The sequence below is a fragment of the Pelagibius marinus genome (genome assembly GCF_014925385.1).
GTDB lineage: Bacteria > Pseudomonadota > Alphaproteobacteria > Kiloniellales > Kiloniellaceae > Pelagibius > Pelagibius marinus.
This window is the reverse complement of record NZ_JACSDK010000003.1, coordinates 53,832-79,991: the sequence shown is the minus strand read 5'-3', so window position 1 is coordinate 79,991 and position 26,160 is coordinate 53,832. Positions and strand designations below refer to the sequence as shown.

Here is a 26,160-nt window from a genome sequence, read left to right as displayed (position 1 = left end):
CATGCCCGTCCGCAGCGAGCGCCTGCCGCTTCTCCCCGCCAGTCCCGGCAGCACCCGGCACCTGACCGTTCACCGCTTCGGCAACCAGGGCGCCCGCCCCAAGGTCTACATCCAGGCCGCCCTGCACGCCGACGAGACGCCGGGCCTGCTGGTGGCGCACCACCTCTACAGCCTGCTGGAAGAGGCCGAGCGCCGCGGCGACATCCAGGGCGAGGTCGTGCTGGTGCCCTACGCCAACCCCATCGGCCTCGCCCAGTTCACCAACGGCGAGCACATGGGCCGCTACGAGCAGGGCGGCGGCGGCAACTTCAACCGCGACTGGCCCGACCTCTATGAGCCGATCATCGAGGCGGTGAAGGACAGGCTGAGCGAGGACGAGGCCGGCAATGTGGCCGTCATCCGCCACGCCATGATCGAGTACCTGGCCACCCAGGAGGCGCGCAGCGAACTGCAGTCCCTGCGCCTCGCCCTGGCGCGGATGGCCGCCGACGCCGACGTGGTGCTGGACCTGCACTGCGACGACCAGGCACTGATGCACATCTACCTGATCCCGGCCAACTGGCCCCAGGCGGCCGAGCTGACCGCCGACCTGGGCTGCCGGGCAGTGCTGCTGGCCGAGGATTCCGGCGGCGGCTCCTTCGACGAGACCTTCTCCACCCCCTGGACCCGCCTGGCCCAGCGCTTCCCGGACGCGCCCATCCCCGCCGCCTGCCTGGCCGCTACGGTGGAGCTGCGCGGGCGCGCCGACGTCGAGGACGCCACCGCCCGGGCCGACGCCCAGGGTCTGTTCCACAGCCTGCAGCGCTTCGGCGCCGTCGCCGGGGACCCGCCGCCGCCGCCCGCCGCGCTCTGCGAGGCGACCCGCCTGGATGCGACCGACACCGTGCGCAGCCCCGTCGCCGGGGTGATCGCCTACAACGTGGAACTGGGCCAGGAGGTGAAGGCCGGCGACGTCATCGCCTGGGTGGTCGACCCGACGCAGCCGCCCGACAGCGCCCGCACCGCCGTCACCACCGAGGCCAGCGGCCCGGTGCTGACGCTGCGCGCCCAGCGCTACCTGCGCCCGGGCATGGTGCTGGCCAAGGTGGTGGGCAAGGAGCCCCTGCCCTCCCGCCAGGGCGGCTACCTGCTGGAGGACTAGAGCGCGCGGGCGCCCGGTTGAGCTCCCTAGTAGATTTCCAGCGTGCGCCAGAAATCTTCCAGCAGCGCCGCATCCGTCTCGGCGTAGTCCTTCTCCACGAAGGTGACGATCAGCAGTCCGGAATCACGCTCGCCGTAGGCATAAACCGTGCGGTTCCAGCTCTCGTCCTGATATCTGGTGATAGCCTCCCGGCCCTCGATGACCTTGTCGCCGACCTTCCGGGAGACCTCGCGTTCCTGATAGTCGTAGCCGTAGTCGACCTCTTCCTTTGTCAGTTCCTTGATCATGATGCCGACCAGAAGGGAAGGGTTGAGGTCGTTGTACTCCTGGACCATCACCCCGGTCCCGTGCGGCGTCAGGATCGCCGTCTGAAAGATTCCGGACCCCAGGTCGGACCGTGACGGCTTGTAGATGTTCTTGTAGGAAAAGCTGAAGTTCTCCGTCGTATAGTCGGCGTACTCGTCCTGCGTCAGCACGATCTCCAACTTGGTCCCGTCCGGCAGGACGATTTCCTTCGGAGCGTCAAGGCCGATCGGGTGCTCGGCGCCGTTGATCTGCAGCTTGTAGCCCTCTCCGGCCACCGCCTGGGGAACCGCGGCCCCGGACAGCAGCCCGGCCAGAAGCATCGCCGCCGCCGGCAGCGGTGGTGTTCCCAGGCGGTTCGGAGAGCGCGGCTTCGGCGCAGCGGTTTCGCGGCAAGCTTTCATCGATCGACCTCTGGCAGTTCTGCAAATTCCGACGGAAGGGCGAAAACGACGACGTCGCTGGATCCACGCCCCCGCGCCCTCGCGAGGCACGGCGGGCACATCTTGTAACGGTAGAAGGCAGCTGTCCATCATTCACCCTTATGTGAACCCGCCTCCACTGGATAACTTCCTGCTGAGCGCTAGTTCAGCTTTGGTGGTATCGTTTAGAAATGCCAGGGGGAGACGCCGCAACAACAAGGAGAGCGGCATGTCTGGAAGGTTGTCCGCGCCGAAGCCGGGCAGGTTCTTCGGTTTATTGGTTTTCGGTTTCCTCTGTCTTGCCGCGCTGGCGCCCCCGGCGGCGGCGCAGAACGCTGCGCGCGGCAATCCCCTGAATGCGGTCGTCGGGGTGCGCGCCCAGGTGCCGCCTTCGGCGCGCACGGCCGACACCCTGGGCGGTGAGCGCGAAGGCGGCGGCGTGGTGATCGGCGAGGACGGCCTGGTCCTCACCATCGGCTACCTGATCATGGAGGCTGTGCAGACCGAAATCATCGACCGGGACGGCTCGGTCGTGCCGGCCGACGTGGTGGCCTACGACTACGACACCGGCTTCGGCCTGCTGCGCCCGCTGTCCAAACTGGACGCCACGCCCATCGAGCTGGGCGATTCCACCCAGCTGCCCGAGGAGACAAAGGTGCTGGTCGCCGGCCCCGACGGGCCGAGCGCGGCCATGGTGGTCTCGCGCCGCGAGTTCGCCGGCTATTGGGAATACCTGCTGCCCGACGCCATCTTCACCGCCCCGCCCTACCGCAGCTTCGGCGGCGCGGCGCTGATCGGCGCCGACGGGCGGCTGCTGGGCATCGGCTCGCTGATCGTCGCCGACGCGATGGAGCCGGGCAAAACCTTGCCGGGCAACATGTTCGTGCCCATCTCGGCGCTGCCCCCGATCATGGAGGACCTGCTGCGCGAGGGCCGCTCGACCAAGCCGGCGCGGCCCTGGCTGGGGCTCTACACCCAGGAACTGCGCGGCCACGTGCTGATCAACCGGGTCGCGCCGGACGGCCCGGCCGCGCAGGCCGGCGTCGCCGCCAACGCCATCATCACCCAGGTGGGCGGGCGCAGCGTCTCCAGCCTGGCGGAGTTCTACCGCGCCGTCTGGGCCCTGGGAGATGCCGGCGTCGAGGTGCCGCTGACGCTGCTGGACAGCCGCCTCGGCACCCGCCAGGTGACGGTCACCTCCGGCGACCGCTACGACTATCTGAAGCTGAACCCGAGCTACTAGGCGCCGCGGTGCAGGGACCGGGCGATTTCATAGATCCGGTCAATAACGCGCCGGACGTTCGGCTGGAAACGTTCTTCGTCATGAGTGACGAGCCATTGGTCGTGTGACAACTCCGGTATCGTCGGCGTAACGCGTAGGAGCCCTTCCTGCGCATCGCCAACAAAGGTCGGCAGCACGGCACGTACCGCGCCGGCACAGGCCAGATCCAAAGCATTGCGCGGGGAGGTGACCTCCACGGCGTCTCCGCTGTCCGGTTGGGCCGCCAGCCAGGCAGCCGAAGGGGTCTTCACGGCCACCCTGACCCAGGGCCTCACTGACTTGCCCGTCGCATAGCCGGCAAACCGCACGTGACCGATCTTACGGCACGCCAACCCCCGCTGCTCCGGCCGACGGTTGCGGATACCGATCACGGCCTCCCGGTGGGCAATATCGAGCACGTGCTCTGCCGAGATAAACTGCAGGCGCGTTGCGCCCAGGCCGTCCTGGATCGCGTGAATGTGGCGGCACAGAACATAGGTCATCCAGCTCCCGGCAGAGATTTTAATGACTGCGGGTCCCCTGCCGAACCGGCCGAGCGATTGTATCTGCGTCTCCAGGTCAGCGATCCTGGCCAGCAGGTCCTCGCCCTGTTCCGTCAACTCATAGCCGCGCGGCAGCCGGCGGAACAGTTCACCGCCGACCGCCGCTTCTACCGCCAGCATGCGCCGGCCCAAGGTCGGCGCACTCTTTCCCGTGTCGGACACGGCAGCGGAAAGGCCGCCCGCGCGGGCGACGGCGAGAAACAGCCTCAGGTCTTCCCAGTTCAGTTTCGTTTCATCCATGAAAAGATCATTACATTACGTTTCATGGAAGTTCCAGAGCGTTTCCCGCAAGGTTGCGGCTCCGAAAAGCAAAAGGGAACGCCTTTCATGAATCTTCTAGGAATCGATGTTGCCCCTGTCGGCATGGGGAGCTGGCCCCTCGGCGGCCGCTTCTTCGCGGGCGACCAGCCACTCGGCTTTCCCGATATCGACGAGGACAGCGCCGTGCACATCGTCCACGCCGCGCTGGATGCCGGGATTCGGGTGTTCGACACTGCAAGCGTCTATGGTGCCGGCCACGCCGAGCGCCTGCTGGGAACCGCCTTGAAAGGGCACGGAGAAGCCTTGGTCGTCAGCAAGCTTGGTATGGGCTTCGATGAAGCCTCACGACAGGTGCTGGGCGACCAGATAGATGCCGCCGATGTCGAGCCGGCGATCGACGCCAGCCTGCGCCGGCTGCGGCGCGAATATATCGACATCATGTTGCTGCACCTGAACGGCCTGCCGGTAGGTACGGCGACCCCGATCTTCGAGGCGATGGAAAGAGCGCGCCAGGCCGGCAAGATTCGAGCCTATGGCTGGAGCACCGACTTCCCGAACAGCGCTGCAGCCCTGGCGTCGTTGCCTGGATTCATGGCCATCGAACATGCCATGAATCTGTTTGTCGACGTTCCGTCGATCCAGTCTGTCGTCAAGGACCACAACCTCGTATCCCTCATCCGCTCACCGCTGGCGATGGGCGTTCTGACCGGAAAATACGACGAGAGCAAAACGGTCTCCAGCGACGACGTGCGCTCGGTGAACCATGAACGGCGAGACTATTTCCACGACGGCAAAGCAGCACCACACCACTTGGCCAACTTGAGGGCCGTCCAGGATCTTCTGCGCACGGGCGGGCGCAGTCTCGCCCAAGGCGCACTGGGTTGGCTGATGGCAAAGTCAGATAGAAACTTGCCCATACCCGGAGCCAGCACGGTGCAGCAGGTCGTCGAAAATGCCGGGGCAATCGCGCACGGCCCTCTGCCGGATGAGGTGATGCAGCAGATCGAAACACTCATCCGTCGCGAACCGGAAGGCGCCCCGAGGCCCCGCTAGACCTCCGCGCCTCGGCGCGTGCTGGCGGACCCGGCCCTCTGGGAAGAACGCAAAAATAAAGTGCCGGCCGGATGTGACAGCATCCGACCGGCACCTTGACGACCGCCACCTTCTGTCTGGCCTTAGCAGCTTGGGGGCTACGCTGGCCGGGAAAAGGTGGCTGCCCTCCCCGAAACTATGACCTGTACCCCGTCCCGGCGAACCGGCTTTCGTCCGGCTGCCTGAAGAATGCGGTCACCGGCAGGTCAAACGCTTGCGACAAGCGGTACAACAGGCCGGCCGGCATGGCTTCCTCGCCGGACTCGTACTTCCCGACCTGCTCCGAACTGATCCCGAGAATGACGCCTAGATCCTGCCGGGTGAGATTTCTTTCAACTCTTGCAAAGCTGATCTGTTTCCCGATGATCGCGCCACTCGGTTCCAAGCCGTCCGCCCCGCTTGCCAAAGCTCTAAAGTCACCGACACTGATCCCATGAAACTTTGGAGCGAATCAATTCACCAAATCCTCACCTTAAGAGGTAAATTGATTGCCCAGGGAAAGGGTTTTTCTCTGCCCCAGCCGTCTGCAAATATACAGGATCGGAACAAATTTGTTCCCTATTGAGGATAAGTTCCTGCTAGACTGAGAAGAACGCAGAAATCTGCCGGCCTAGAGTCCCTAACGAGAAAAGCAGCCCAATTCCGTGCAGCAAGAAACGACTCCCTCGACCCTCTTTGAGATCCTCCGGTCCTTCACGACCCTGGCCAGCACGCTCAATCTGAGCGAAACCGTGCAGCGCCTGGGCGTGACACGCCAGACGGTGCGCCGTCACATCAACACGCTGGAGGAACTGAAGGGCGCCAAGCTGTTCGAATTGCGCAACCGCAGCTACTTCCTGACCGATGCCGGCATGCAGTGCCGCCTGGAAGCCCAGGCCATCCTCGACCAGACCGAGGACTGGCTGCGCAACAAGTCGGTACGGGCGCGCAGCCGGGGCGCGCTGGAGCGCGTCTCCTACAAAGACGAGAAGGGCTACAGCTTCCACGCCCAGCAGCACCACCTGGGTCGCCTCTGGGTCGACGCACCGCCGCTGCTGCGCCGCGCCTTCGAGGCCTGGTCGCAGGCCGAACTGCAGCTCGAGCATCCGGCCATGACCAGCATCAAGGCCTACCGCCTGGTCTATCGGCGCCTGCAGGACAGCTGGCTCTGCGTCGAGGTCGGGGAGTCCTCCTCCTACGCCACCTGGCTGGGCTGGGAATGGGCCAAGAGCGCGGTCGGCCGCTTCTCCCAGGACGATCCCGTCGGCACCGATTTCGACAACTTCATGTCCCAGGCCTACCACGGTGTTTTCGTGGCCGGCGGGGCGCGCCTGGACCACATCGCCGGGCTCATTCCGCGCGCGCGCAACGCCGAAGCCATCCCGGCGCGGTTCCAGCGCCTGCTCCTCGGCTGCGTTTTTCCCGACGGCGAGCCCGCCTTGGCGCTCTTCGTCGCCCGCACGAACCGGGTGGAAATTGCCGGCCTTGGGCCCAACGAAATACCTGAAATGCCAGCAGAATTGCTGATGGAAGACGACGTTTAGATGTAAATTTTCGCCGTTTCCAAACTAAGATTGCATTCTTACGCAATATTTCTGGCTAACCTTTGCTGGCGAACCAAAACTCAGCAAAGGACTATTTTCCAATGCCAGCCTCTGACCTCTACAAGCAATTCGAATACATCAGCAACATTGACCACATTGCCGGGCGGCACGGCATGAAGATCGAGGTCAGTTCCGACTTCGAAGACTTCCGCCAACTGCGCACGGCCCAGCAGAAGCGGCTGCCGATCTCGCCGGTCTTCGATTGCCGGGCGACCGGCATCAACGGCGCCAACGGATTCTGGATCAAGGGCACCAGCGAGGACGGCGAGCTGGTGCACCTGCAGGCCGTGCGCCTGGAGGACCTGAGCGGCCTCTGCCTGGCCGAGCACCTCTACAAGCACCGCGACGTCTACGCCCCTCCGGGCGTGGAGGTCGATCTGGAGCAGACCGACTACGCCGCCACGCCGGCCTCGCACCGGATCACCGGCAAGGTCTGCTATCACGGCGAGCTGTGGCTGAAGGGCGGGCCCAACGGCTATCGCGGGCACGGCCTCACCGCCGCGCTGCCGCGTCTGGCCTTGGCGCTGGCGCACATGGCCTGGTCACCGGACTTCATGTTCGGCCTGGTGCATCCCATGGCCGCCTGCAAGGGCCTGCCGGCGCGCGAGGGCTACATGCACCTGGAGCCCGGCGGCATCCTGTGGCAGCGCAAGGGCAGCGAGGATATCTACGACGAGTGGCTGGTGTGGATGGGCCACACGGACCTTCAGCACCTGCTGCGCTTCCCGCCGTTGGCGCTCTACGAGCAGCTGGAGGCGAAGAGCAAGGACAGCGCCTTCACCAGCCGGGTCCGGGCCGCCGCCTGAACCGGCCCCGGCGTCCCTCCGCCCGTTGCGGGCCGGCCTCCTAGCGTAGGTAGGTCCGCTGTCGGGAGGATGCCTCGCCCCGCTCTTCGGCGCGGGCCTGGTTCAGCGCGCGCTGGTAGGCCAGCATGACCTCGTGCTCGTGCACCAGTCCGCGCATCACCATGGTCTTCTTGTCGCCGACCACGGGGATGTGCGGCTCGCCGGTCACGTTGAAGACCTCGACGGCGCTTTCCAGGTGGTCGCCGATCTGCAGCATGGCCGGCACGTTGCGCGCCACGTTGCTGGCGATCAGTTCCGAATCGTGGCTGGTATCGAAGGCAGCCTCGTGCAGGTCGGCATAGGTGATGACGCCGGACAGCACGCCCTCCTCGTCGACGACGAAAAGCTCGCCCCAGGGCGCCGCCTGCAGCTTGAGGCGCACCTCCGCGATGGGGGTCTGCGGCGTGACAGCCGAATAGCGGTGGTCCATGACCGAGGACACCTTCACGCGGCGCATCAGCCCGGTCTGGTGGCCGCCGCGGATCGACACGCCGCGGCGCTCCAGCACCCAGACAAAGATCGAGTGTTTGTGGACCTGTTGCGTCACCACGCTGGCGATGACCGTGGCCAGCATCACCGCGATGGTCAGCTCGTAGTCGCCGGTCAGCTCGAAAATCATCAGGATGGTCGAGATCGGCGCGCCCAGCACCGCGCCGGCGACCGCCCCCATGCCGATGATGGTGTAGGCGCCGTGGCCGGAGGACAGCTCCGGAAAGGCCTGGGTGGCGATGACGCCGTAGGCGCCGCCGACCATGGCGCCGATGAACAGCGAGGGCGAGAACACGCCGCCGGCAAAGCCGCCGCCCAGAGAGATCGCCGTCGCCGCGGTCTTGGCGACGATCAGCGCCAGCAGCAGCCACAGCGCATAGCTGTCGGACAGCGCGGCGTCGGTCGCCTCGTAGCCGACGCCCAGCACCTGCGGAAAGACCAGGGCAATGGCCCCGACCAGCAAGCCGGCCAGGGCCGGCCGCAGCCAGGCGGGGACCGGCAGCTTGGCGGCTGTGTCCTCTGCGAAGACGAGCGACCACATGAAGATGATCGCCGCCAGCGCCGAGACCAGGCCCAGGATCGCGAAGGCCGGGAATTCCCAGAACGACACGATGGTCCAATTCTCCGGCAGGATGAAGGCCGGGAAGTCGCCGTAGCGCGCGCGGCTGATCAGGGTGCCGGTCACCGAGGCGATGACGATGGGCGCGAAGGCGGAGAGCGCGTAGTGCCCGACCACGACCTCCAGCGCGAAGAAGGAACCGGCGATGGGCGCGTTGAACGAGGCCGCCACGCCCGCGGCGACGCCGCAACCCAGCAGGGTGCGCGCCAGGACGCGGCCGAGATGCAGACGCTTGGCGACCCAGGAGCCGAGGCAGGCGCCCAGGTGCACCACCGGCCCTTCGCGGCCGACCGAGGCGCCGACGCCGATCGAGGCGGCGCTGGCCAGGGCGGCGCGGATGCCGACGGTGAGGGACATGCGGGCATCGTGCAGCGCCGAGGCCTCCATGACCTGGGGGACGCCCTGCGGCCTGCCGTCCGGCAAGGCGTAGCGAATGAAAAGGCCGATCACCAGGCCGCCGGCGGCCGGTGCCAGTAGCAGGTGCCACCACGGCAGACCGGCCGCCAGGGAAGCCACCTTCTCGCTGCTGAAACCGAGGGCCAGCCACTGGATACCGCCGATGGCGTCACGAAAGGCGATGGCGGCCCCGCCGGCCGCCGCCCCGATCACCACGGCCAGAACCGACAGCACCACCTGGTCGTTGCGCCCGAAGCGCAACAGGGAGACCCGGAGCCGGCGCTTTATCCTGCGAGCCTGCATCAGGCGGCGCTCCCGCCCAGCGGCGCGGCGCAGGGGGCCGAGGCCCCTATGGTAGCCCGGTAAACCAAGCCAGACCCGATGTGAACACGCGACACGTAGACTCTCTGCGAAATCCAGTCCCCTCGCCCTCGCCCGGCGACTCGGGACCATCGACCCCAACACTATAGACGGCATCGGCGGTAGAAGTCCCGCCGCAGCCGCCGTGGCGCGGCGAAGCTTGCCCCGCGGGCCGCGGGCGCCCACATCTATAGCAAGGCTTCACATCAGCGGAGAGAGATGATGAACCGTCACCGGACGATTCCCCGCCGCCGCCTGCTGGCCGCCGCCCTTGCCGCGCCCTTCGCCGCCCGGCCCGCGGCGCTGCGCGCTGCAACCGCCGCGCTGACGCCGCCGCAGTCCAGGGGGCCCTTCTACCCGGTCGAGATCCCTGCCGATTCCGATGCCAACTTGGTTCAGGTCGCCGGCCAGCCCGAGTCCGCCGCCGGCGATGTGGTTCAGGTCTTCGGCCAAGTGCGCGACGACCACGGCAGGCCGCTGGCCGGCGGGCGGATCGAAATCTGGCAGTGCGACGCTTTCGGCCACTACCACCATCCCCGCGATCGCGGCGGGCGCGCCGACCCCAACTTCCAGGGCTTCGGGCGCGCCGTTCTGGACGAGGATGGGCGCTACGCCTTCCTGACGATCAAGCCGGTGCCCTATCCCGGCCGCACGCCGCACATCCACTTCGCGGTGGCCGGTCCCGGCGTCGAACCGCTGACGACCCAGATGTACCTGGCCGGCCATCCGTTGAACGTCGATGATTTCCTCTACAATGCGATCCGAGATCCGGCCGCCCGCGACAGCGTCACTGTGGCCTTCCGCGCCGCGCCGGACCTGGGCGCCGGCATCGAGGCCGGACGCTTCGATCTTGTGCTGGGCCGCAGCATCTAGTTACAGGTGCGTCTAGTTACAGCGGCCGATCGAGCCCTCGCTGCAGACCTTCTCCCCATTGATCCAGGTGGCGCCGGAGAGGTCGGCATAGGTCAGGTCCGCGCCGCCCAGTTTGGCGCCTGTCAGGTCCGCCCCGCGCAGGTTGGCCTCGAAGAGCCGCGCCCGCCGCAGGTCGGCGGTCGCCAGGTCGGCGCCGCTGAGGTCGGCCTTGGTCATATCGGCTTCGCGCAGGTCGGCCTCGGGGAAGCTGGCGCCGGCCAGCACCGCGTTGACGAACTTGGCGCGGAAGGCCTTCACCTTCTCGAAGCGGCTTTCGCTGAGGTCGGCGCGGTAGAAGCTGGCGTCGCGCAGCTCCGCAGCGGTCAGGTCGACCTCGCGAAACTCAAGGCGGTCGAAGACGCAGCGCCGCCAATTGACCTCCGGCGCCGGCGGGTCGGTGCAGTCGGCCAGGGCTTCGGAAGCCGGCGCGAGGATCAGAAAAACCAGGGCAAAGAGCCACAAACGCTTAGCAAGCATGGCTCTAAGCATCACCATCGCGCCCGCGAGGGCAATGGAAAACTGGCCGCCAGGGGACATGGGGGAGAACCTCACGCCGGCGGCGGCATGCCGGCCAGCGGCGGCTTGGCGACGACCCGCCCGGCCTCCGGCGGCAGGGCCAGCTTCTTGTGGGCGGCGTAGACCTCCGCCAGGCGTTTCTGGATGTCGTCCGGCAGGATCGAGACCCGGCGGCGGTTGAGATCGACATAGAGGCTGAGGCTCTCCATCGTCGCGGCCAGGAAGCCTTCCCCGGCGTGGTACATGCGGCAGAAGAAGCGAATGCGCTTTTCATCGTAGCCCAGCAGCTGTGTGGTGATGCGCAGCGGGTCGCCCTCCTTCACCTCGCGCTGATAGGTGAGGTGGATGTCGCCGGCGAAGGTGGTGCCGCCAGCGGCGGCGCGGTGGTCCGAATCCAGGCCGAGCCAGTCGAGGAACGCATCGGTCGCGTGGTCGAAAGCCAACAGATAGTAGGCCACGTTCATGTGGCCGTTGTAGTCGATCCATTCCGGCAGCACGACGGCACGGTGCTGGTCGAATGGCGCTTCGGTCATGGTGACGGCTCCCTCGCGTCGGCATGCGTCTCGCAGCGGGTCTCCCTGCGGGCAGCACGATAGAGCATTGGCCTGCACGGTCAAAGCCGCTAGCGTCGCCGCTTCACAGGGTGGGTCGCCGGCCCCGGCAGAGGGGGCCGGAAAACCGATTGGGGACAGCATGAGCCGACTGCTCGCCTTTCTGGGCGGACACGCCACCTGGGTGCTCTTCGTCGGGGTCTTCCTCGGCTTGGCGCTGCCCTCGCTCGCCGCGCTGGCGCGCCCCCTGCTGGCGCCCGCGGTGGCGGTGCTGCTGACCGCCACCCTGGTGCGCATCGACTGGCAGGTGATGCTGGGCTACCTGCGCCGTCCCTGGCTGGCTGTCGTCATCACCGTCTGGCTGCTGCTCGGCGCGCCGCTGCTCATGGCCGCCGCCCTCGCTTTCCTGCCCCTGCCGTCCGCCCTGGGCACCGCCCTGGTGCTGATGGCCGCCGCGCCGCCGATCCTCAGCGCCGCGCCGATCGCCATGATCCTGGGCCTGGACGGCGCCCTGGCCCTGGTGGCCGCTCTCGCCGCCACGCTGCTGACGCCGCTCACGGTGCCACCGCTGGCGCTGGCGCTGCTGGGCCTGGAGCTCGACATCGGCGTGGTCGAGTTCATGACCCGCCTGTCGCTGGTGGTCGCAGCCGCCTTCGCGGCGGCCGTGGTGATCCGCCGCCTGATCGGCCGCGAGCGCCTTCCCCGGGTCGCCACCCATCTGGACGGGCTGGTGGTGGCGGTCATGCTGATTTTCGCGGTGGCGATCATGGACGGCGTCACCGCCACCCTCATGACACGGCCGATGACGGTGGCGCTGTGGCTCGCCGTCGCCTTCGTCGCCAATCCGGCGTTGCAGGTCGTGGGCACCCTCGCCTTTGCCTGGCTGGGCCGCCGCCGGGCGCTGACCGTCGGGTTGATCACCGGCAACTGCAACATGGGGTTGTTGCTGGCCGCCTTTCCACCCGGCACCGATTTCGACGTGGTGCTCTACTTCGCCGTGGCGCAGTTGCCCATGTACATGCTGCCCGCCGTTCTGCTGCCCCTCTACCGGCGGCTGGTGCGTCCCGAAACCGAGACCCAGAGGCCCTCCGCACCCGCCGGCTAGGCGGCTTTCGTGGGCAGGCGCTCGATATGGTGCATATTTGCAACAGTGATGCAAAGCGACGACAGTGCACGAAGGCAGGTCACTAGTCAGGTCCAGCGCGCTATGATAGGGGAACTATGGTTAGCGGCCTGTTCGCGGTCGTTCGCGCCTAAGGGTTCTTTAAGAGAATTTTGCCAGTTTTTTCAGGCTCTGATTGGTGTGGAGTTCCCGGAATCTTCTGGTGTTACACAGGTGAGACTGAGCATGCGGCGAGGCTTGGCCCTGCAGCCGCGGATTCGCGGTTTGATCTGTGGCATTTCGGTTCTGCCTTTATCGGGGGTAAAGTTTTGTTCGGGGGTTTGTTGAGTTCTTCTCTTGCGCAGTCTCTGCGCTCTGTCTGTGCCGTTGTCGCCGTTTCCTTCGTCCTGAGCGCCTGCGCGGGCACGCCGCAGACGGGCGCGCCGCAGAGCGAGGCGCGGGCCGGCGATCCGCAGTCCACCCAGATTGCCCAGAGCGATACCGGGCAGAGCGACGGCGGCGATGCCTGGTCGGACAGCGAGACGGACAATTTCGGGCCGGAGCCCGACTACAACGATCCGCTGGAAGTTCCCAACCGCATGTTCTTCGCCTTCAACGAGGCGATCGACTTCATGGTGATCCGTCCCGTGGCGGTGACCTACCGCTTCATCGTGCCGACCGGCGTGCGCAATTCCGTGCGCAACTTCCTGCGCAACCTGCGCACCCCGGTGACGCTGGCCAACGACCTGCTGCAGGGTGACCTGGAGCGCGCGGAGGCGACCTTCGCCCGCTTCCTCATCAACTCGACCATCGGCCTGCTCGGCCTTTTCGACATCGCCGCGGACTCGGGCTACCCCTATCACGACGAGGACTTCGGGCAGACCCTCGGCACCTATGGCGCCGGCGAAGGGTTCTACCTCGTACTGCCCATTCTCGGCCCCTCGTCGCTGCGCGACGGCACCGGCCGGATCGTCGATATCTTCCTGGACCCGCTGACCTACCTGGCGCCCCGGGAATTCGGCCTGGGCCGCGCGGTCGCGACCGGCGTCGACTTCCGTGCGCGCAACATCGAGGAACTGGACGCTCTGGAGGCCGACTCGCTGGACTTCTACGCCCGCATCCGGTCGCTCTACCGTCAGAACCGGGTGAACGAGATCAACAACGGCGCCCCCACGGGCGAAGTGCCGAACTTCTCGGAAGTCCCCCCGGTAGCGCCCTCGGGCGTCCCTGGGCCCAGCACCTCCGCCGTGGAGTAACGCTATGCGCTGCCGCGACATGAAATCGTCCCTCGCCTTCTGCCTGCTGGCCGTCGCGCTGCTCGCGCTGCCGGCCGTCGCGCAGGCGCTCGACACCAAGCAGGCCGCGAACTTCCTGGAGACCCTGCAGGAGAATGCGGCTTCGCGCCTGGGCGATGCTTCGATCAGCGACAAGGAAAAGGAAGAGCACTTCCGCAAGCTCTTCAACGAGAACTTCGACGTGCCGGCCATCGGCCGTTTCGTCATCGGCCGCTACTGGCGCGCCGCGTCCGATGAGGATCAGAAAGCTTTCCTGGCGGTCTTCGAGGACGCCATGGTGCAGCGCTTCCTGCCGCTGCTGGCGGAAAACAGCAGCGAACGCTTCAAGATCGGCAACGTGACCCCGGACGCCCGCAACGAGAACATGGCCCTGATCGACTCCCGCATCGACCGAACCGAGGGCGAGCCGTACAAGGTGACCTGGCGGGTGCGCGAGACCGACGGCGATTTCAAGATCCTCGATATCGTCGCCGAGGGCGTCAGTATGGCCATCACCCTGCGCTCCGAATACGGCACGGTGCTGAAGGGCAACGGGGGCAAGCTGCCGCCGCTGACCGAGGCCCTGCGCGAGAAGGTCGCCGCCGGCGCCTTCACCCCGAAGCAGTAGCGGCGCCGCGCCCGCAGAATCGAAAGGGGCCCTTTCGGGCCCCTTTTTCAATTCCTCTCCGGCGCCCAAGCGGGGCGTCCCTTTAGCGCGTCAGCGGCTTGTACTTGATGCGGTGCGGCTGGTCGGCGGCGGCGCCCAGGCGGCGGTGCCGGTCTTCCTCGTAGGAGTCGTAGTTGCCCTCGAACCACACCACCCGGCTGTCGCCCTCGAAGGCCAGGATATGGGTGGCGATGCGGTCCAGGAACCAGCGGTCGTGCGAGGTCACCAGCACGCAGCCGGGGAAGCCGGAGATCGCGTCTTCCAGCGAGCGCAGGGTATCGACGTCCAGGTCGTTGGTCGGTTCGTCGAGCAGCAGCACGTTGGCGCTCTCGCGCAGCATCTTGGCCAGGTGGACGCGGTTGCGCTCACCGCCCGACAGCACGCCGACCTTTTTCTGCTGGTCGGAGCCGCGGAAATTGAAGGCGCCGACATAGGCGCGCGACTGCATCTGGTGCTTGCCCAGCTGGATGACGTCGAGGCCGTCGGAGATCTCCTCCCAGACGTTCTTGTTGCCATCCAGGGAATCGCGGCTCTGGTCGACGTAGCCCAGCTTCACCGTGTCGCCGATCTTGAGGGTGCCGCTGTCGGGCTGCTCCTGGCCGGTGATCATGCGGAACAGCGTGGTCTTGCCGGCGCCGTTGGGGCCGATGATGCCGACGATGGCGCCCGGCGGGATCTTGAAGCTCAGGTCGTCGATCAGCAACTTGTCGCCGAAGGCCTTGGAGATGTTCTGCGCCTCGATCACCATGTCGCCCAGGCGCGGGCCCGGCGGCACCGAGATGCTGCCCGGTTCCGGCGCCTTGTCGGCGGCCTCGGCCACCAGGGTCTCGTAGGCCTGCACGCGGGCCTTGGACTTGGCCTGGCGGGCGCGCGGGCTCTGGCGGATCCACTCCAGTTCCTGCTTCAGCACCTTCTGGCGCCCGGATTCGGTCTTCTCTTCCTGGGACAGGCGCTTTTCCTTCTGCTCCAGCCAGGAGGAGTAGTTGCCCTCGAAAGGCAGGCCGCGTCCGCGGTCCAGCTCCAGGATCCAGCCGGCGACGTTGTCCAGGAAGTAGCGATCGTGGGTCACGGCCACGACGGTGCCCGGATACTCCTCCAGGTAGCGCTCCAGCCAGGCCACCGACTCGGCGTCCAGGTGGTTGGTCGGCTCGTCGAGCAGCAGCATGTCCGGCTTCTTCAGCAGCAGCTGGCAGAGCGCCACGCGGCGCCGCTCGCCGCCCGACAGCTTGGCGACGTCGGCATCGCCCGGCGGGCAGCGCAGGGCGTCCATGGCGATCTCGACCGTGCGGTCCAGGTCCCAGGCGTCGGCGGCGTCGATCTTTTCCTGCAGCTCGGCCTGCTCGGCGATCAGCTTGTCCATCTCGTCGGGATCGGCCTCGGCGAAGGCGTTGCTGACCTCCTCGAAGCGGTCGAGCAACGCCTTGGTCTCGGCGACGCCTTCGAAGACATTGCCGGCCACGTCCTTTTCAGGATTCAGCTGCGGCTCCTGCGGCAGGTAGCCGACCTTGATTCCGTCGGCGGCCCGGGCCTCGCCGTTGATCTCGGTATCGATGCCGGCCATGACCTTCATCAGGGTCGACTTGCCGGCGCCGTTCAGGCCCAGAACGCCGATCTTGGCGCCCGGCAGGAAGAACAAGCGGATGTCCTTGAGGACCTGCTTGCCGCCCGGGTAGGTCTTGGACACGCCGTCCATCTGGTAGACGTACTGATAGGAAGCCATGAAGTCTCCGGCGCTGGGAAAGTTATCGCTGGGGTGGGTGGATCAGTTTTGTAGATAGGGACCGCTGGGCGCGGTTTCTAGCCCATCAGCCGGGCTAGCGCAACGCATGGCAGCGGCCGGGGCCGGGGTCAGACCGCCTGGCGGGCCGCCTGCCTGGCGCGCCGGGGCAGCACCATGCAGAAGCGCGCGCCGTTGCCGGGGGAGGATTCGACCCAGATCCGGCCGCCGAAGTGCTCGATGATCTGGCGCGAGATGGTGAGGCCCAGGCCCGTCCCGCGCGGCTTGTCGGTCAGGTTCTCGCTGGCCTGTTGAAACTTCTCGAAGATCAGCTGGCGGTTCTCCGGCGGCACCCCGCGCCCGTTGTCGGCGACGGAGATCTGCAGACCGTCGGGGCGGTTCTCGACGCTGACCACCACATAGCCGGCCTTCTCGTCGCAGAACTTGGCGGCGTTGGACAGCAGGTTCACCAGCACCTGGATCAGGCGATCGCGGTCGGCATGGACCATGGGCAGGTCGCGGGCGATCTGCACCTCCAGGCGCGCCGCCTTCTCGGCGAAGAGGGTCGAGGTGACGGCGATGGCCTCCTCCACCACGGGGCGGGGATCGAGGTTCACCATCTCCCAGTCGATGCTGCCGGCCTCCATCTTGGCGAGGTCGAGGATCTGGTTGATGAGCCGCGTCAGGCGTTCGCTCTCCTTGACGATGACGGTGAGGAACTTGCGCCGGTCGCCGACCCCCAGGTCCGGGTTGTCGAAGAGGATCTCGCTGAAGGAGCGGATCGAGGTCAGCGGCGTGCGCAGCTCGTGGCTGACCGTGGAGAGGAACTCGTCCTTCATGCGGTCGAGCTCCTGCAGGCGCTCGTTGGCCCCGCGCAGCTCTGCGGTCAGCGCCTCCAGCTCGCGTGACTTCTGCTCCAGGCCATGGCTGTACTCGATGACCTGGGAGGTCTCCTCCAGGATCTCCATGACCTCTTCGATGCCCAGCACCTCGCCCTTGGCCACCGAGGCCACCATGACGCGCGCCGAGGCTGCGCCGATGGCGCCGGCCAGCAGGCGCTCGGTGAAACTGACCAGGCCCGGGTCGGCCTCGCGCAGCTTGGTGACGTTGATGCCGTGGATACGCCCGTAGTCGGCGAAGGCGCGCTCCGCCCGGCCCGGGCCGATGAAGCGCGCCACCAGGTTCTTCAGGTCCGGCACCGTGGCCGAGCCTCGCCAGAAGTGCGAGCCGCTCTGCACGCCCGAGTGCCGGAAGACGTCGACGAAGAGGACGGCCTGGATGCGCTCGATGGCGCTCTGGCGGGCCAGCAGGGAGACCACCACATAGCCGCCGATATTGGCCAGCATGCTCCAGAACATGGCGTGCGACAGGCTGTCGAGGCCCTGCAGGCCGAGCAGCGCGTAAGGCTTCAGCAGCGCAATGCCCAGCGGCCCCTGCTCGATGAAGGAGGTCGGCAGCCAGCCCGGCCGCGCGAAAGAAGGCAGCAGCAGGGTGTAGGCCCAGGTGACGAAGCCGAGGGTGAGGCCCGTGAGGGCGCCGAGGCGCGAGCCGCCTTTCCAGAAGATGCCGCCGATGATGGCGGGGGCGAACTGCGCGGCGGCGGCGAAGGAGACCAGGCCGATGGTGACCAGCGCCTCCGGCTGCCCGATGAAGCGGAAGTAGGCGAAGGACAGCAGCAGGATCGCCACGATGGCGAAGCGGCGGATACGCAGCAGCAGGACCGAGAGGTCGCCGCGCTCGGTCATGCGCAGCCAGGTGATGCGCAGCAGTGCCGGCATGATCAGGTCGTTGCAGATCATGGTCGACAGCGCGATGGCGGCGACGATAACCATGCCCGTGGCCGCGGAGAGGCCGCCGATGAAGGCCAGGAGGGCCAGGAACTCCGCCCGCTCCTTCATCGGGATGGTCAGCACGAAGGTGTCGGCGTCGACCAGGCCGGCGGGGAAATGCAGCAGCCCGCTCATGGCAATGGGCAGCACGAAGATGTTGATGGTCAACATGTAGAGCGGGAACAGCCAGACGGCCCGCGCCAGGTGGCGCTCGTTCACGTTCTCCACCACCGTCACCTGGAACTGGCGCGGCAGGCAGATGATGGCGGCCATGGACAGCAGGGTCAGGGTGATCCACTGCAGGTAGCTGCCGCCGGAGTCGGCGAGAAAGAGCTGCGAGATCGACTCGTCGGCGGCCGCCCGGCGGAACAGGTCGCCGATGCCGTCGTTGACGCTGAAGGTGACGAAGATGCCGACCGCCAGGAAGGCGATCAGCTTCACCAGGGATTCGAAGGCGACGGCGGCGACCATGCCCTCGTGGTGTTCGGAGGCGTCGATGTGGCGGGTGCCGAAGAGGATCGCGAAAGCCGCCATGATGAGCGCCACCCACAGCGCCGTGTCGGCCAGCAGCGGCACGTTCTCCTGCAGCGGCATGGCCACGACGGGATACTGGCGCAGCACGTTGAAGGAGGTGGAGACCGCCTTCAGCTGCAGAGAGATGTAAGGGATGATGCCGACCACCGCGATCACCGTGACCAGCGCGCCGAGGCTGGTCGACTTGCCGTAGCGAGAGGAGATGAAGTCGGCGATGGAGGTGATGCGGTGGGCCTTGCTGATGCGGATGATCTTGCGGATCATGAACCACCACAGCAGAAAGACCAGGGTGGGTCCCAGGTAGATCGGCAGGAAGTGGATACCGCCGGAGGCCGCCCGCCCGACCGAGCCGTAGAAGGTCCAGGAGGTGCAGAAGACAGCAATGGACAGGGTATAGATCCAGGGACTGCGGATAAGGCTGCGCCCGGCGTCGGCACGCTTGTCGGCGTAGTAGGCGATGGCGAAGAGCAGGCAGAGATAGCCGAAAGCGACGGCGAGGATGCCCCAACCGGACAGCATCTTCAGTCCTCCGGGCCGCCGCGCCGGGGCGCGGCCTCATCGGTCCCGACCAGCGGCGAATCCAGATCCTCCGCCGGCCGCGCCGGCACCGGGCCGGGAATGTGCAGCGGCTGGCTGTCCTCCCGCTCGGTCAGCCCCGAGACGTTGAGCGCCAGCAGCACGATCACCGCTCCCCAGGCGAAGAATATGTAGAGATAGAGAACGGGCACGCCGAGGATCAGCTCCGGCACGGAGAAGATCGAGAGGACCGGCGGGTTGAAGGCCAGCAGCGCCACGATGAAGAGCACCACCGACCACTCGCCGCTGCGGCGCCGGCTCATGCCGACCCTCCCGGGCAAGCGCCACGCAGGCCCGCTCTCGCTGCCGGCATCGGGCTACTCCGGCGGCAGGCCGAGCAGCGCCCGGACCCGGTCGACCAGATCGCGGGTCGAAAAGGGTTTCGTGACGTAGTCATCGGCGCCGAGTTCCAAGCCCTTGCGCCGGTCCAGTTCGCGCCCCTTGGCCGACAGCATCATGATCCGCACATCGTCCAGCTTGCGGTTGGCCCTGATCGCCTTGCAGACGTCGTAGCCGTCGCGCCGCGGCAGCATGACGTCCAGGACCACCAAGTCCGGCACGTCGCTTTCCACGATGCGCAAGGCCGTCGTGCCGTCCTGCGCGATCTTCACGTCGAAGCCCTCTTGCTTCATCAGAAAACTGAGGGATTCGACAATATTCGGCTCGTCTTCGACGACGAGAACCCGTTGTGACACCCTGCTCCCCTCCCGCTTATGCGCGGAACCCCGAGGCCCTGGCCGGTGGCGCCGCATGCGGTTTTCTGACGGCAGCATAGCACGAAGAAGGGGTAGGGCGACGCCCCATTACTCCGCAGGGAGCCTAATCGGATCGCTCAGGGGCTGCCTCGCCCGCCGCCGGCCCACTCGCCGCCGCTCCTGTACGCGGCGGGAAGACGAAGCGCTGATAGAGGAAGGGGATCCCCAGCAGGCTGAACCCCAGGGCGGCGAAGGAAATGAAGCGGTACAGGCCCTCCAGCGCCCCCCAGTCGAACAGCAGCACCTTGCCGGTGGCCACAGCCAGCACCGCCAGGGAGGCGTAGCGCAGGCTGGCGAAGCCGGTCTTCAGGCCGCAGCCGAAGAGCAGCCAGGCATAGCCGAGCCAGACCAGGGAATAGGCCATCAGCTCGGCGTCGGTGGTGACATGGAGGAACAGCCAGGGGCCGTGGAAGGCGTGGCGCACCTCCAGCGTCAGCCAGGTGAAGACCAGCAGCAGGGCGTAGACCGCCGCCGCGATGGCCGCCTTGCGCTGGCCGTCCCGGCGCAGCTCCCAGGCGAAGAGCAGTGCGAAGACGCCGGGCAGCAGATAGGCCAGCGCCAGGAGGTTCAGCAGCGGCCAGTCGCCGACGTTCACCGCGTTCCACAAGGGGTTGCCCAGCAGCAGCGGGAAGAGCGCCGAATGCAGCGCGGCGAGCCCGGCCAGCACGCGCCAGCCCCACAGCAGCACCTTGCGGCCGGTGACCCGGTAGGCGCGCAGCCAGCCGTAGGCCATGGCGAGCCAGGCCACGGTCTGCAGCGACTGCTCGGCCAGGTCGTAGGTCCGGCTGGCGAGGTCGCCGGCGATGAGGCTGCGGATCTCCAGGGTCACCAGCAACCAGGCAAGCACCAGGGCGCCGCCCTCCAGCAGCAGCACCAGCAGTTCCCCAGACCTGTCGGAGGGCCAGCCGGAAACCAGCTTGCGAAAGCGCCGCGCCGACCACCAGAAGGCCAGGGCCGGCACGCCATAGCCGTAGGAAATCCAGTTGACCCCCGGCAGGCTGCCCAGCGGGTAGTCGAGGACGTTGTAGTTCAGCACCAGGCGCACCAGCACCGTGCCGGCAAGCGCGAAAGCGGCCAGGCGCAGGCTGCGCAGCTTCAAGCTGCCGGCGACCCAGGCGACGGCGGCCAGCTGCAGCGAGAGGGCGACGGTGAGCCAGGCCTGCTCCAGGGCCATGGCGAAGGCCAGCCCCAGGGCGGCGACACCGCCCAGGGCATAGATGGCCAGCAGCAGGTCATTGACGCAATCCCCCGCCAGCCGCTCTTCGGCGGGACGGGGCGGTCGGCGGTGAAGCTGCGCCGCCGCGCCGAGGCCGAGCAGCGCCAGGCCGGCGGCCGCCGCCGACCAGGCAAGATCGACGCCCAGGCCGGTGACCCGCCAGTAGGCGACGGCCAGCAGCGCCACCGGCAGGCCGGCGGAAACGGCGGCCCAGATGACCGGGCGCCTGGCCCGGGCCAGGACCAGAAAGCCGGCAGCGGCGAAAAGCGCGCCGAACAGCAGGCAGACCAGCACGAAAGCCGAGAGCTGCGGCGGCACCACCGGCCCCAGGGCCCCGGCATAGCCCTCGCCGCGGTAGTCGTGGGTGAAGGCGGGCCAGTCGGCGATGGCCGGCAGATGCCAGAAGGCGACCACAGCCAGGGCCAGCAGGGCGCCGGCGACCACCAGGCCCTCGAAGACCGGCTCGCGCCAGGCGGCGGCAAGGAAGAGAACGGCCAGCAGGAAGACGGCAATGAGGGAAACCGGGTCGTAGCCGTCCATGCGCACCAGGATGAAGCCGAGGACGGCGCTCGCCAGGGCGCCGGCCCAGGCGATCTGGTCGGGCGTGGTCTTCGGCCAGGGGCCGTCGTCCGTCGCCGCCTCGACACGGTAGCGCAGGGCCAGGAACAGCCCGGCCAGCAGCACCACGTAGACAGCCAGCGCCGGGCTGTCCCAGGGCGACCAGAGGGCGGCGAACCACAGCAGCGGCCACAGCACGGCGCCGGCCAGCGCCCCCCAGGCGAGCCACCAGCAGGCCATGTAGCGCGTGAGCGCCAGGGCCGCCGCGGTGAGCACCAGCAGGTAGGAGAACAGGCCCCAGGCCGAAGGCTCGGGCGTGCTCACCAGTATTGGCGTTGCGAAACCGCCGAGCAGGGCCAGGACGGCGATCAGCGGGCCCTGCAGGATCGCCAGCGCGAAGGCGGCAAAAGCGACCAGCGCCAACAGCAGGAAGGCCAGCAGCGGCGGCATCAGGCCGTAAAGGGCGTGGGCGGCGTAGATGCTGGCGAAGGCCGAGGAGAGGCCCGCCGCGGTCAGCGCCGGCGGCAGGTAGTTGGGGCCGATGGCGGCGATGGCCCGCTGCAGCGGGCGCCGGCGCAGCCACTCGCCGCCGGCGGTCAGCGCGAGGCCGAAGAGGAAGCCGGCGCCGCAGCGCGCCGCCGGCCCGAGGGCCAGCCAGCCGCGCTCGTAGCTGTACTTGGCGAGGAACAGGCCGGCCAGGGCCAGCGTGATGCCGCCCAGCCAGATGAGGCCGCGCGAAGTCAGCCACTGCTCGATGCTGAGGCCCGGCGCCGGCGTGGAAGGCGGCGCGGCGGGCGGCGGCGGGGCCGCGGGCCCGGCAGCCGGCTCGGACACGGCTTCCGGCTCCGCTGCGGGCTCTGGCTCCGACTCGGGTTCGGGGGCCGGTTCGGGGGCCGGTTCTGGCGCGGCCTCCGGCGACGGCGCGGCGGCCTCCGCGCGGCCGTCGAGCCGCCGGCGCAGCGCCGCGACTTCACGGTTCAATTCATCGATCCGCTTGCGCAGGCTGGTCAGCTCCTGCGCTATGCTCCCTCCGCCGCCGCGGGCGAAGGCGGCGATGCCGAGTGCCGGGCCGATCAGCAGGTAGAGCACCAGCGAGCCGCCCATGAGAACCCAGAAGACCTCGTCCATGTCCCCGCTCCTTCGCGTAAGCTGCGCTCAGGCGGCCCCGACGGGACCGCCCACGAATTGTTCGGCCAAAACCTTGGCCGCGGGATAGTCGACCTTGCCGCTGCCCAGCAGCGGCAGCTTGTCGATGCAGAAAATCTGCCGCGGCACCGCCAGCTCGCTGGCGCCTTCGGCACGGGCGTAGGCGGAAATCTCTTCCCGCTTCGCGCCCTCGCGCTCGGTCAGCAGCACCAGCTGCTCGCCCTTGCGCGCATCCGGCAGGGCGACGACGGCGTGCATCTCGTCGGGCCAGAGGGCGCTTACCAGGTTTTCCACCGCGCCGAGGGAGATCATCTCGCCGGCGACCTTGGCGAAGCGCTTGGCGCGGCCGAGGATGGTGACATAACCCTCCGCGTCGATGTCGACGATGTCGCCGGTGTCGTACCAACCGTCTTCGGGGCGCTCGAGGGCGCCGGGATTCTCCGCCTTGAGGTAGCCCAGCATGACGTTGGGACCGGCGACCAGCAGGCGCCCGCCCTCCGCCACGCCCGGCACCGGCTCGAGGCGGTGGTGGAGGCCCGGCAACAGGCGACCGACAGTGCCGGCCTTGAAATGCATCGGCGAGTTGACGGCGATGACCGGCGCGCACTCGGTGGCGCCGTAGCCTTCCAGAATGCGCAGGCCGAACTTCTCCATCCACAGGCGGCGGGTTTCCTCGCGCACCCGCTCGGCGCCGGCGAAGACATAGCGCATGGCGTAGAAGTCGTAGGGATGCGCCATGCGGGCGTAGCCGGCCAGGAAGGTGTCGGTGCCGAACATGATCGTGGCGTTGGTGTCGTAAGCCAACACCGGCACGATGCGGTAGTGCAGCGGCGAGGGATACATGAAGGTCTTTACGCCGGAGAACAGCGGCAGCAGCAGGCCGCCGGTCAGGCCGAAGGAGTGGAAGACCGGCAGGGCGTTGAACACGCTGTCGGTCGGATTGAAGTCGATGCGCGCGGCGAGCTGACGGCAGTTGGCCAGCAGGTTGTCGTGGCTCAGCACCACGCCCTTGGGGGTGCCTTCCGAACCGGAGGTGAAGAGCACCAGGGCCGGCGCCGCGGGGTCCAGGCCCGTGGCGCCGCAGGCCCGCGCATGGAGCGCGCCGGCGAAGGGCCGCAGGACCAGCCCGTAGAGCTTCGAGAAGAAGCCGATCTCGCGGCGCAGGTCCTCCAGGTAGACGAGCTTCACCTCCTTGGAGAGCGCCTCGGCGACCTGCTCCAGCTTGGCCTGCTCGACAAAGCGGCGGGAGGTGTAGACCGTCTCGATCTCCGCCGTCTTGCAGGCCGAGATCAGATTGGCGCTGCCCGCCGTGAAGTTCAGCATGGCCGGCACCCGCCCGAAGGCCTGCAGCGCGAAGAAGGAGACCGCGGCGCCGCTGGCCGAGGGCAGCATGAGGCCGACGACATCGCCTCTGCGGGAACCCTTCGCCATATGGCGGCCCAGCACCAGGGCGCCGGTCAGCAGGCGGTCGTAGGTCAGCGGCTTGCGTTCGATGTCTTCCACCGCGGGCTTGCCGCCGCCGTGCAGGGAGCGCGCCTCCAGCAGCGCCTGGAACAGGGTGCGCGGTTCCTGGTGATGAATGCGGAACATCATGTCCGACATAACCTCGTAGAGCGCGTCGCCGGACAGTTGCCGGCGTTTGCGCCCGCGCGCTTCCGCCGGAATCTCGAAGTGGCGCGGCGGCAGCACGGTAATCGTGATCTTAGGGAAGAGGCTGAGGCGGAACTTGCCCTTCAGGCGCGAGAAGTAACTGAACTGCGCGCCGTCGATGCGCACCGGCAGGATCTGCGCCCCCGACTTGTCGGCGATCATGCCCGGGCCCTCGTAGACCTTCATCAGGGCGCCGGTGACCGTGATGCGGCCCTCGGGAAAGATCACGCAGTGCTTGCCCTTCTCCACCTCGCGGATCAGCGCGCGGGTTGCAAAGGGCGAGGTCGGGTCCATGGGGAAGCCCTCGACCAGGGCCATGAAGGGCCTGACCCACCAGCGCGTCGCCATGTGGGAATCGATGGCGAACATCGGCCGCCCCGGCAGGAAGGCGGCCAGCAGCGCGCCGTCCAGGAAGGAGACGTGGTTGACCACGATGACCGCCTTGTCGCCGGCCGCCCTGATGTTCTCGCGGCCGTGCAGCTCGACCCGGAAGAACAAGCGGAAGACCGCGGCGAAGATGCCCTTCAGCAGCTCCTGCGGCAGCAGCTTGCAGACGTACCAGGCGGCGATGACGTTGGCCCCGGCGATGATCAGGAAGACGCCGGTCACCGTCATGCCGAGGGCGAAGAGCACCGCCGCCGCCCCGGCGCCGATCACCATGAAGAGCGCGTTCATGACGTTGTTGGCGGCGATGGTGCGGGCGCGGTGCTCGGGCTCGGCGCGCGCCTGCACGATGGCGTAGAGCGGCACGATATAGAGGCCGCCGCAGATGGAGATCAGCAGCAGGTCGGCCAGGATGCGCCAGTGCGCCGCCTGGGCCAGGAAGGTGCCGACGCCTGCCAGTACCTCGGGGGGCACAGCCGGCTGCGCCGCGAGGCTGGCAAAGTAGAGGTCGATGGAAAAGACCGCCATGCCCAGCGCGCCAAAGGGTACGGTGCGCGCGGAGACCTCGCCCTTCAGCAAGCGGTCGCAGCCGATGGAGCCGACACCGATGCCGATGGAGAAGACCGTAAGGAACAGCGTTATCACCTGCTCGTCGCCGCCCAGCACGTTCTTGGCATAGGGCCCAAAGAGGGCGAGGAAGCTCAGGCCGACCAGCCAGAACCACGAGATGCCGAGGATCGACAGGAAGATGTCGCGCCGCGCCGCGGCGTGCCGCAGGATCTCCCCGGTCTCCCAGACGAAGTTCCAGTTGACCTTCAGCTGCGGCGCGGGAGCCGGGGCCGCCGGGATCATCAGGCTGGCCGCCCAGCCGAGCAGCGCCACCACGATGATTCCGCCGGAGATCACGGTCACCCCGCCGTCGGCCAGGATCAGCAGGCCGCCGGCAATGGTGCCGAGTAGGATAGCGAGGAAGGTCGCCGCCTCGATCAGGGCATTGCCGCCGACCAGCTCCTTGGTGTCGAGGTGCTGGGGCAGGATGCCGTACTTCAAGGGGCCGAAGAAGGCCGACTGGATGCCCATGAGGAACAGCACCACAAAGAGAAAGTCCGTTCGCTCCCAGGCGAAGCCCAGTGCCGCCAGCAGCATGATCGCCACCTCGGCCAGCTTCACGCCGCGGATCATGCGCGCCTTGTCGTACTTGTCCGCAAGCTGTCCCGCGGTGGCGGAGAAGAGGAAGAAGGGCAGCACAAAAAGACCCGCGGCAGCGGCGGCCAGCATTTCGCCCCGCCCGCCCTCATCCGCCGCAATGCGGAACAGGACCAAGACCACCAGTGCGTTCTTGAAGAGGTTGTCGTTGAAGGCGCCGAGAAACTGCGTCGCGAACAACGGCAGGAAGCGCCGGCTCTTCAGGATGTCGAGGGTACGATCGGACATAAGG

General features: G+C 67.5%; 21 protein-coding genes. 9 read left to right on the top strand and 12 right to left on the bottom strand.

The features are described 5' to 3' along the window. Position 1: 1 nt before the first annotated feature. Entirely contained in the window at positions 2–1,141 is a 1,140-nt protein-coding gene (locus H7X47_RS05665; RefSeq protein ID WP_193367680.1) for a succinylglutamate desuccinylase/aspartoacylase family protein, read from the top strand. A gap of 26 nt (positions 1,142–1,167) precedes the next feature. Here H7X47_RS05665 and H7X47_RS05660 read toward each other — a convergent pair whose 3' ends face one another. Next, positions 1,168–1,848: a hypothetical protein gene (locus tag H7X47_RS05660; protein ID WP_193367679.1), complete on the bottom strand. Its 681-nt coding sequence runs from the start codon at positions 1,846–1,848 to the stop codon at positions 1,168–1,170. Positions 1,849–2,095: 247 nt separating this feature from the next. Here H7X47_RS05660 and H7X47_RS05655 point away from each other — a divergent pair, with 247 nt between their 5' ends. Further along, a complete protein-coding gene (locus H7X47_RS05655) occupies positions 2,096–3,109 on the top strand; it encodes a S1C family serine protease (RefSeq protein ID WP_193367678.1) in 1,014 nt (337 codons plus the stop codon). On the opposite strand, the gene H7X47_RS05650 is transcribed toward H7X47_RS05655, so the two are convergent. After that, on the bottom strand, positions 3,106–3,930 hold the full coding sequence (locus tag H7X47_RS05650; protein WP_193367677.1) for a LysR family transcriptional regulator: 825 nt from the start codon (positions 3,928–3,930) through the stop codon (positions 3,106–3,108). The two genes, H7X47_RS05655 and H7X47_RS05650, sit on opposite strands and share 4 nt — an antisense overlap. A 24-nt stretch (positions 3,931–3,954) precedes the next feature. On the opposite strand from H7X47_RS05650, the gene H7X47_RS05645 reads away from it, so the two are divergent. Beyond that, positions 3,955–5,004: an aldo/keto reductase gene (locus tag H7X47_RS05645; RefSeq protein ID WP_227010242.1), complete on the top strand. Its 1,050-nt coding sequence runs from the start codon at positions 3,955–3,957 to the stop codon at positions 5,002–5,004. A gap of 175 nt (positions 5,005–5,179) precedes the next feature. Here H7X47_RS05645 and H7X47_RS05640 read toward each other — a convergent pair whose 3' ends face one another. Further along, positions 5,180–5,428: a helix-turn-helix domain-containing protein gene (locus tag H7X47_RS05640; RefSeq protein WP_193367676.1), complete on the bottom strand. Its 249-nt coding sequence runs from the start codon at positions 5,426–5,428 to the stop codon at positions 5,180–5,182. Positions 5,429–5,687: 259 nt separating this feature from the next. Between H7X47_RS05640 and H7X47_RS05635 the strand changes: the two genes are divergently transcribed. Together H7X47_RS05635 and H7X47_RS05630 are read left to right on the top strand one after the other, a co-directional pair. Continuing rightward, positions 5,688–6,566, top strand: coding sequence for a LysR family transcriptional regulator (locus H7X47_RS05635; protein WP_193367675.1), 879 nt, complete (start codon positions 5,688–5,690; stop codon positions 6,564–6,566). A gap of 101 nt (positions 6,567–6,667) precedes the next feature. Further along, positions 6,668–7,432, top strand: a complete 765-nt coding sequence (locus H7X47_RS05630) for a hypothetical protein (RefSeq protein WP_193367674.1) — start codon at positions 6,668–6,670, stop codon at positions 7,430–7,432. Between the two features lie 40 nt (positions 7,433–7,472). Here H7X47_RS05630 and H7X47_RS05625 read toward each other — a convergent pair whose 3' ends face one another. After that, positions 7,473–9,278, bottom strand: a complete 1,806-nt coding sequence (locus H7X47_RS05625) for a chloride channel protein (protein ID WP_193367673.1) — start codon at positions 9,276–9,278, stop codon at positions 7,473–7,475. A gap of 276 nt (positions 9,279–9,554) precedes the next feature. Here H7X47_RS05625 and H7X47_RS05620 point away from each other — a divergent pair, with 276 nt between their 5' ends. Then, positions 9,555–10,208, top strand: a complete 654-nt coding sequence (locus tag H7X47_RS05620; RefSeq protein WP_227010241.1) for a dioxygenase family protein — start codon at positions 9,555–9,557, stop codon at positions 10,206–10,208. Positions 10,209–10,220: 12 nt separating this feature from the next. Here the strand turns inward: H7X47_RS05620 and H7X47_RS05615 are convergent, their stop codons facing one another. Together H7X47_RS05615 and H7X47_RS05610 are read right to left on the bottom strand one after the other, a co-directional pair. Then, positions 10,221–10,724 (bottom strand): pentapeptide repeat-containing protein, encoded by a 504-nt coding sequence (locus tag H7X47_RS05615; protein WP_227010240.1) that lies wholly within the window; start codon positions 10,722–10,724, stop codon positions 10,221–10,223. Between the two features lie 71 nt (positions 10,725–10,795). Beyond that, positions 10,796–11,296 carry a thioesterase family protein gene (locus H7X47_RS05610; RefSeq protein ID WP_193367672.1) on the bottom strand — a complete coding sequence of 167 codons (501 nt, stop codon included), beginning with the start codon at positions 11,294–11,296 and terminating at the stop codon, positions 10,796–10,798. A gap of 160 nt (positions 11,297–11,456) precedes the next feature. Between H7X47_RS05610 and H7X47_RS05605 the strand changes: the two genes are divergently transcribed. From H7X47_RS05605 to H7X47_RS05595, 3 genes are all read left to right on the top strand, one after another. Further along, positions 11,457–12,419 carry a hypothetical protein gene (locus tag H7X47_RS05605; RefSeq protein ID WP_193367671.1) on the top strand — a complete coding sequence of 321 codons (963 nt, stop codon included), beginning with the start codon at positions 11,457–11,459 and terminating at the stop codon, positions 12,417–12,419. A 341-nt stretch (positions 12,420–12,760) separates the two neighbouring features. Continuing rightward, positions 12,761–13,672, top strand: coding sequence for an MlaA family lipoprotein (locus H7X47_RS05600; RefSeq protein WP_193367670.1), 912 nt, complete (start codon positions 12,761–12,763; stop codon positions 13,670–13,672). 4 nt (positions 13,673–13,676) lie between these two features. Next, positions 13,677–14,318, top strand: coding sequence for an MlaC/ttg2D family ABC transporter substrate-binding protein (locus H7X47_RS05595; RefSeq protein ID WP_193367669.1), 642 nt, complete (start codon positions 13,677–13,679; stop codon positions 14,316–14,318). An 82-nt stretch (positions 14,319–14,400) separates the two neighbouring features. On the opposite strand, the gene ettA is transcribed toward H7X47_RS05595, so the two are convergent. From ettA to H7X47_RS05565, 6 genes are all read right to left on the bottom strand, one after another. Then, positions 14,401–16,077, bottom strand: a complete 1,677-nt coding sequence (ettA, locus tag H7X47_RS05590; RefSeq protein ID WP_193367668.1) for an energy-dependent translational throttle protein EttA — start codon at positions 16,075–16,077, stop codon at positions 14,401–14,403. 128 nt (positions 16,078–16,205) lie between these two features. After that, positions 16,206–18,956, bottom strand: coding sequence for a sensor histidine kinase (locus H7X47_RS05585; RefSeq protein ID WP_193367667.1), 2,751 nt, complete (start codon positions 18,954–18,956; stop codon positions 16,206–16,208). A gap of 2 nt (positions 18,957–18,958) precedes the next feature. Then, complete coding sequence (locus H7X47_RS05580; RefSeq protein WP_193367666.1) at positions 18,959–19,276, bottom strand: hypothetical protein; 318 nt, start codon at positions 19,274–19,276, stop codon at positions 18,959–18,961. A 54-nt stretch (positions 19,277–19,330) separates the two neighbouring features. Then, positions 19,331–19,708, bottom strand: a complete 378-nt coding sequence (locus tag H7X47_RS05575) for a response regulator transcription factor (protein ID WP_193367665.1) — start codon at positions 19,706–19,708, stop codon at positions 19,331–19,333. A gap of 124 nt (positions 19,709–19,832) precedes the next feature. Then, positions 19,833–22,670: a DUF2339 domain-containing protein gene (locus tag H7X47_RS05570; RefSeq protein ID WP_193367664.1), complete on the bottom strand. Its 2,838-nt coding sequence runs from the start codon at positions 22,668–22,670 to the stop codon at positions 19,833–19,835. A gap of 27 nt (positions 22,671–22,697) precedes the next feature. Further along, positions 22,698–26,156, bottom strand: coding sequence for an acyl-[ACP]--phospholipid O-acyltransferase (locus H7X47_RS05565; RefSeq protein ID WP_193367663.1), 3,459 nt, complete (start codon positions 26,154–26,156; stop codon positions 22,698–22,700). Positions 26,157–26,160 lie beyond the last annotated feature (4 nt).

Coding starts and splice junctions, on each gene's coding strand:
- H7X47_RS05665 (WP_193367680.1), top strand. CDS start 2: ATGCCCGTCCGCAGCGAGCGCCTGCCGCTTCTCCCCGCCAGTCCCGGC.
- H7X47_RS05660 (WP_193367679.1), bottom strand. CDS start 1,848: ATGAAAGCTTGCCGCGAAACCGCTGCGCCGAAGCCGCGCTCTCCGAAC.
- H7X47_RS05655 (WP_193367678.1), top strand. CDS start 2,096: ATGTCTGGAAGGTTGTCCGCGCCGAAGCCGGGCAGGTTCTTCGGTTTA.
- H7X47_RS05650 (WP_193367677.1), bottom strand. CDS start 3,930: ATGGATGAAACGAAACTGAACTGGGAAGACCTGAGGCTGTTTCTCGCC.
- H7X47_RS05645 (WP_227010242.1), top strand. CDS start 3,955: ATGGAAGTTCCAGAGCGTTTCCCGCAAGGTTGCGGCTCCGAAAAGCAA.
- H7X47_RS05630 (WP_193367674.1), top strand. CDS start 6,668: ATGCCAGCCTCTGACCTCTACAAGCAATTCGAATACATCAGCAACATT.
- H7X47_RS05625 (WP_193367673.1), bottom strand. CDS start 9,278: ATGCAGGCTCGCAGGATAAAGCGCCGGCTCCGGGTCTCCCTGTTGCGC.
- H7X47_RS05620 (WP_227010241.1), top strand. CDS start 9,555: ATGATGAACCGTCACCGGACGATTCCCCGCCGCCGCCTGCTGGCCGCC.
- H7X47_RS05615 (WP_227010240.1), bottom strand. CDS start 10,724: ATGCTTGCTAAGCGTTTGTGGCTCTTTGCCCTGGTTTTTCTGATCCTC.
- H7X47_RS05610 (WP_193367672.1), bottom strand. CDS start 11,296: ATGACCGAAGCGCCATTCGACCAGCACCGTGCCGTCGTGCTGCCGGAA.
- H7X47_RS05605 (WP_193367671.1), top strand. CDS start 11,457: ATGAGCCGACTGCTCGCCTTTCTGGGCGGACACGCCACCTGGGTGCTC.
- H7X47_RS05595 (WP_193367669.1), top strand. CDS start 13,677: ATGCGCTGCCGCGACATGAAATCGTCCCTCGCCTTCTGCCTGCTGGCC.
- ettA (WP_193367668.1), bottom strand. CDS start 16,077: ATGGCTTCCTATCAGTACGTCTACCAGATGGACGGCGTGTCCAAGACC.
- H7X47_RS05585 (WP_193367667.1), bottom strand. CDS start 18,956: ATGCTGTCCGGTTGGGGCATCCTCGCCGTCGCTTTCGGCTATCTCTGC.
- H7X47_RS05580 (WP_193367666.1), bottom strand. CDS start 19,276: ATGAGCCGGCGCCGCAGCGGCGAGTGGTCGGTGGTGCTCTTCATCGTG.
- H7X47_RS05570 (WP_193367664.1), bottom strand. CDS start 22,670: ATGGACGAGGTCTTCTGGGTTCTCATGGGCGGCTCGCTGGTGCTCTAC.
- H7X47_RS05565 (WP_193367663.1), bottom strand. CDS start 26,156: ATGTCCGATCGTACCCTCGACATCCTGAAGAGCCGGCGCTTCCTGCCG.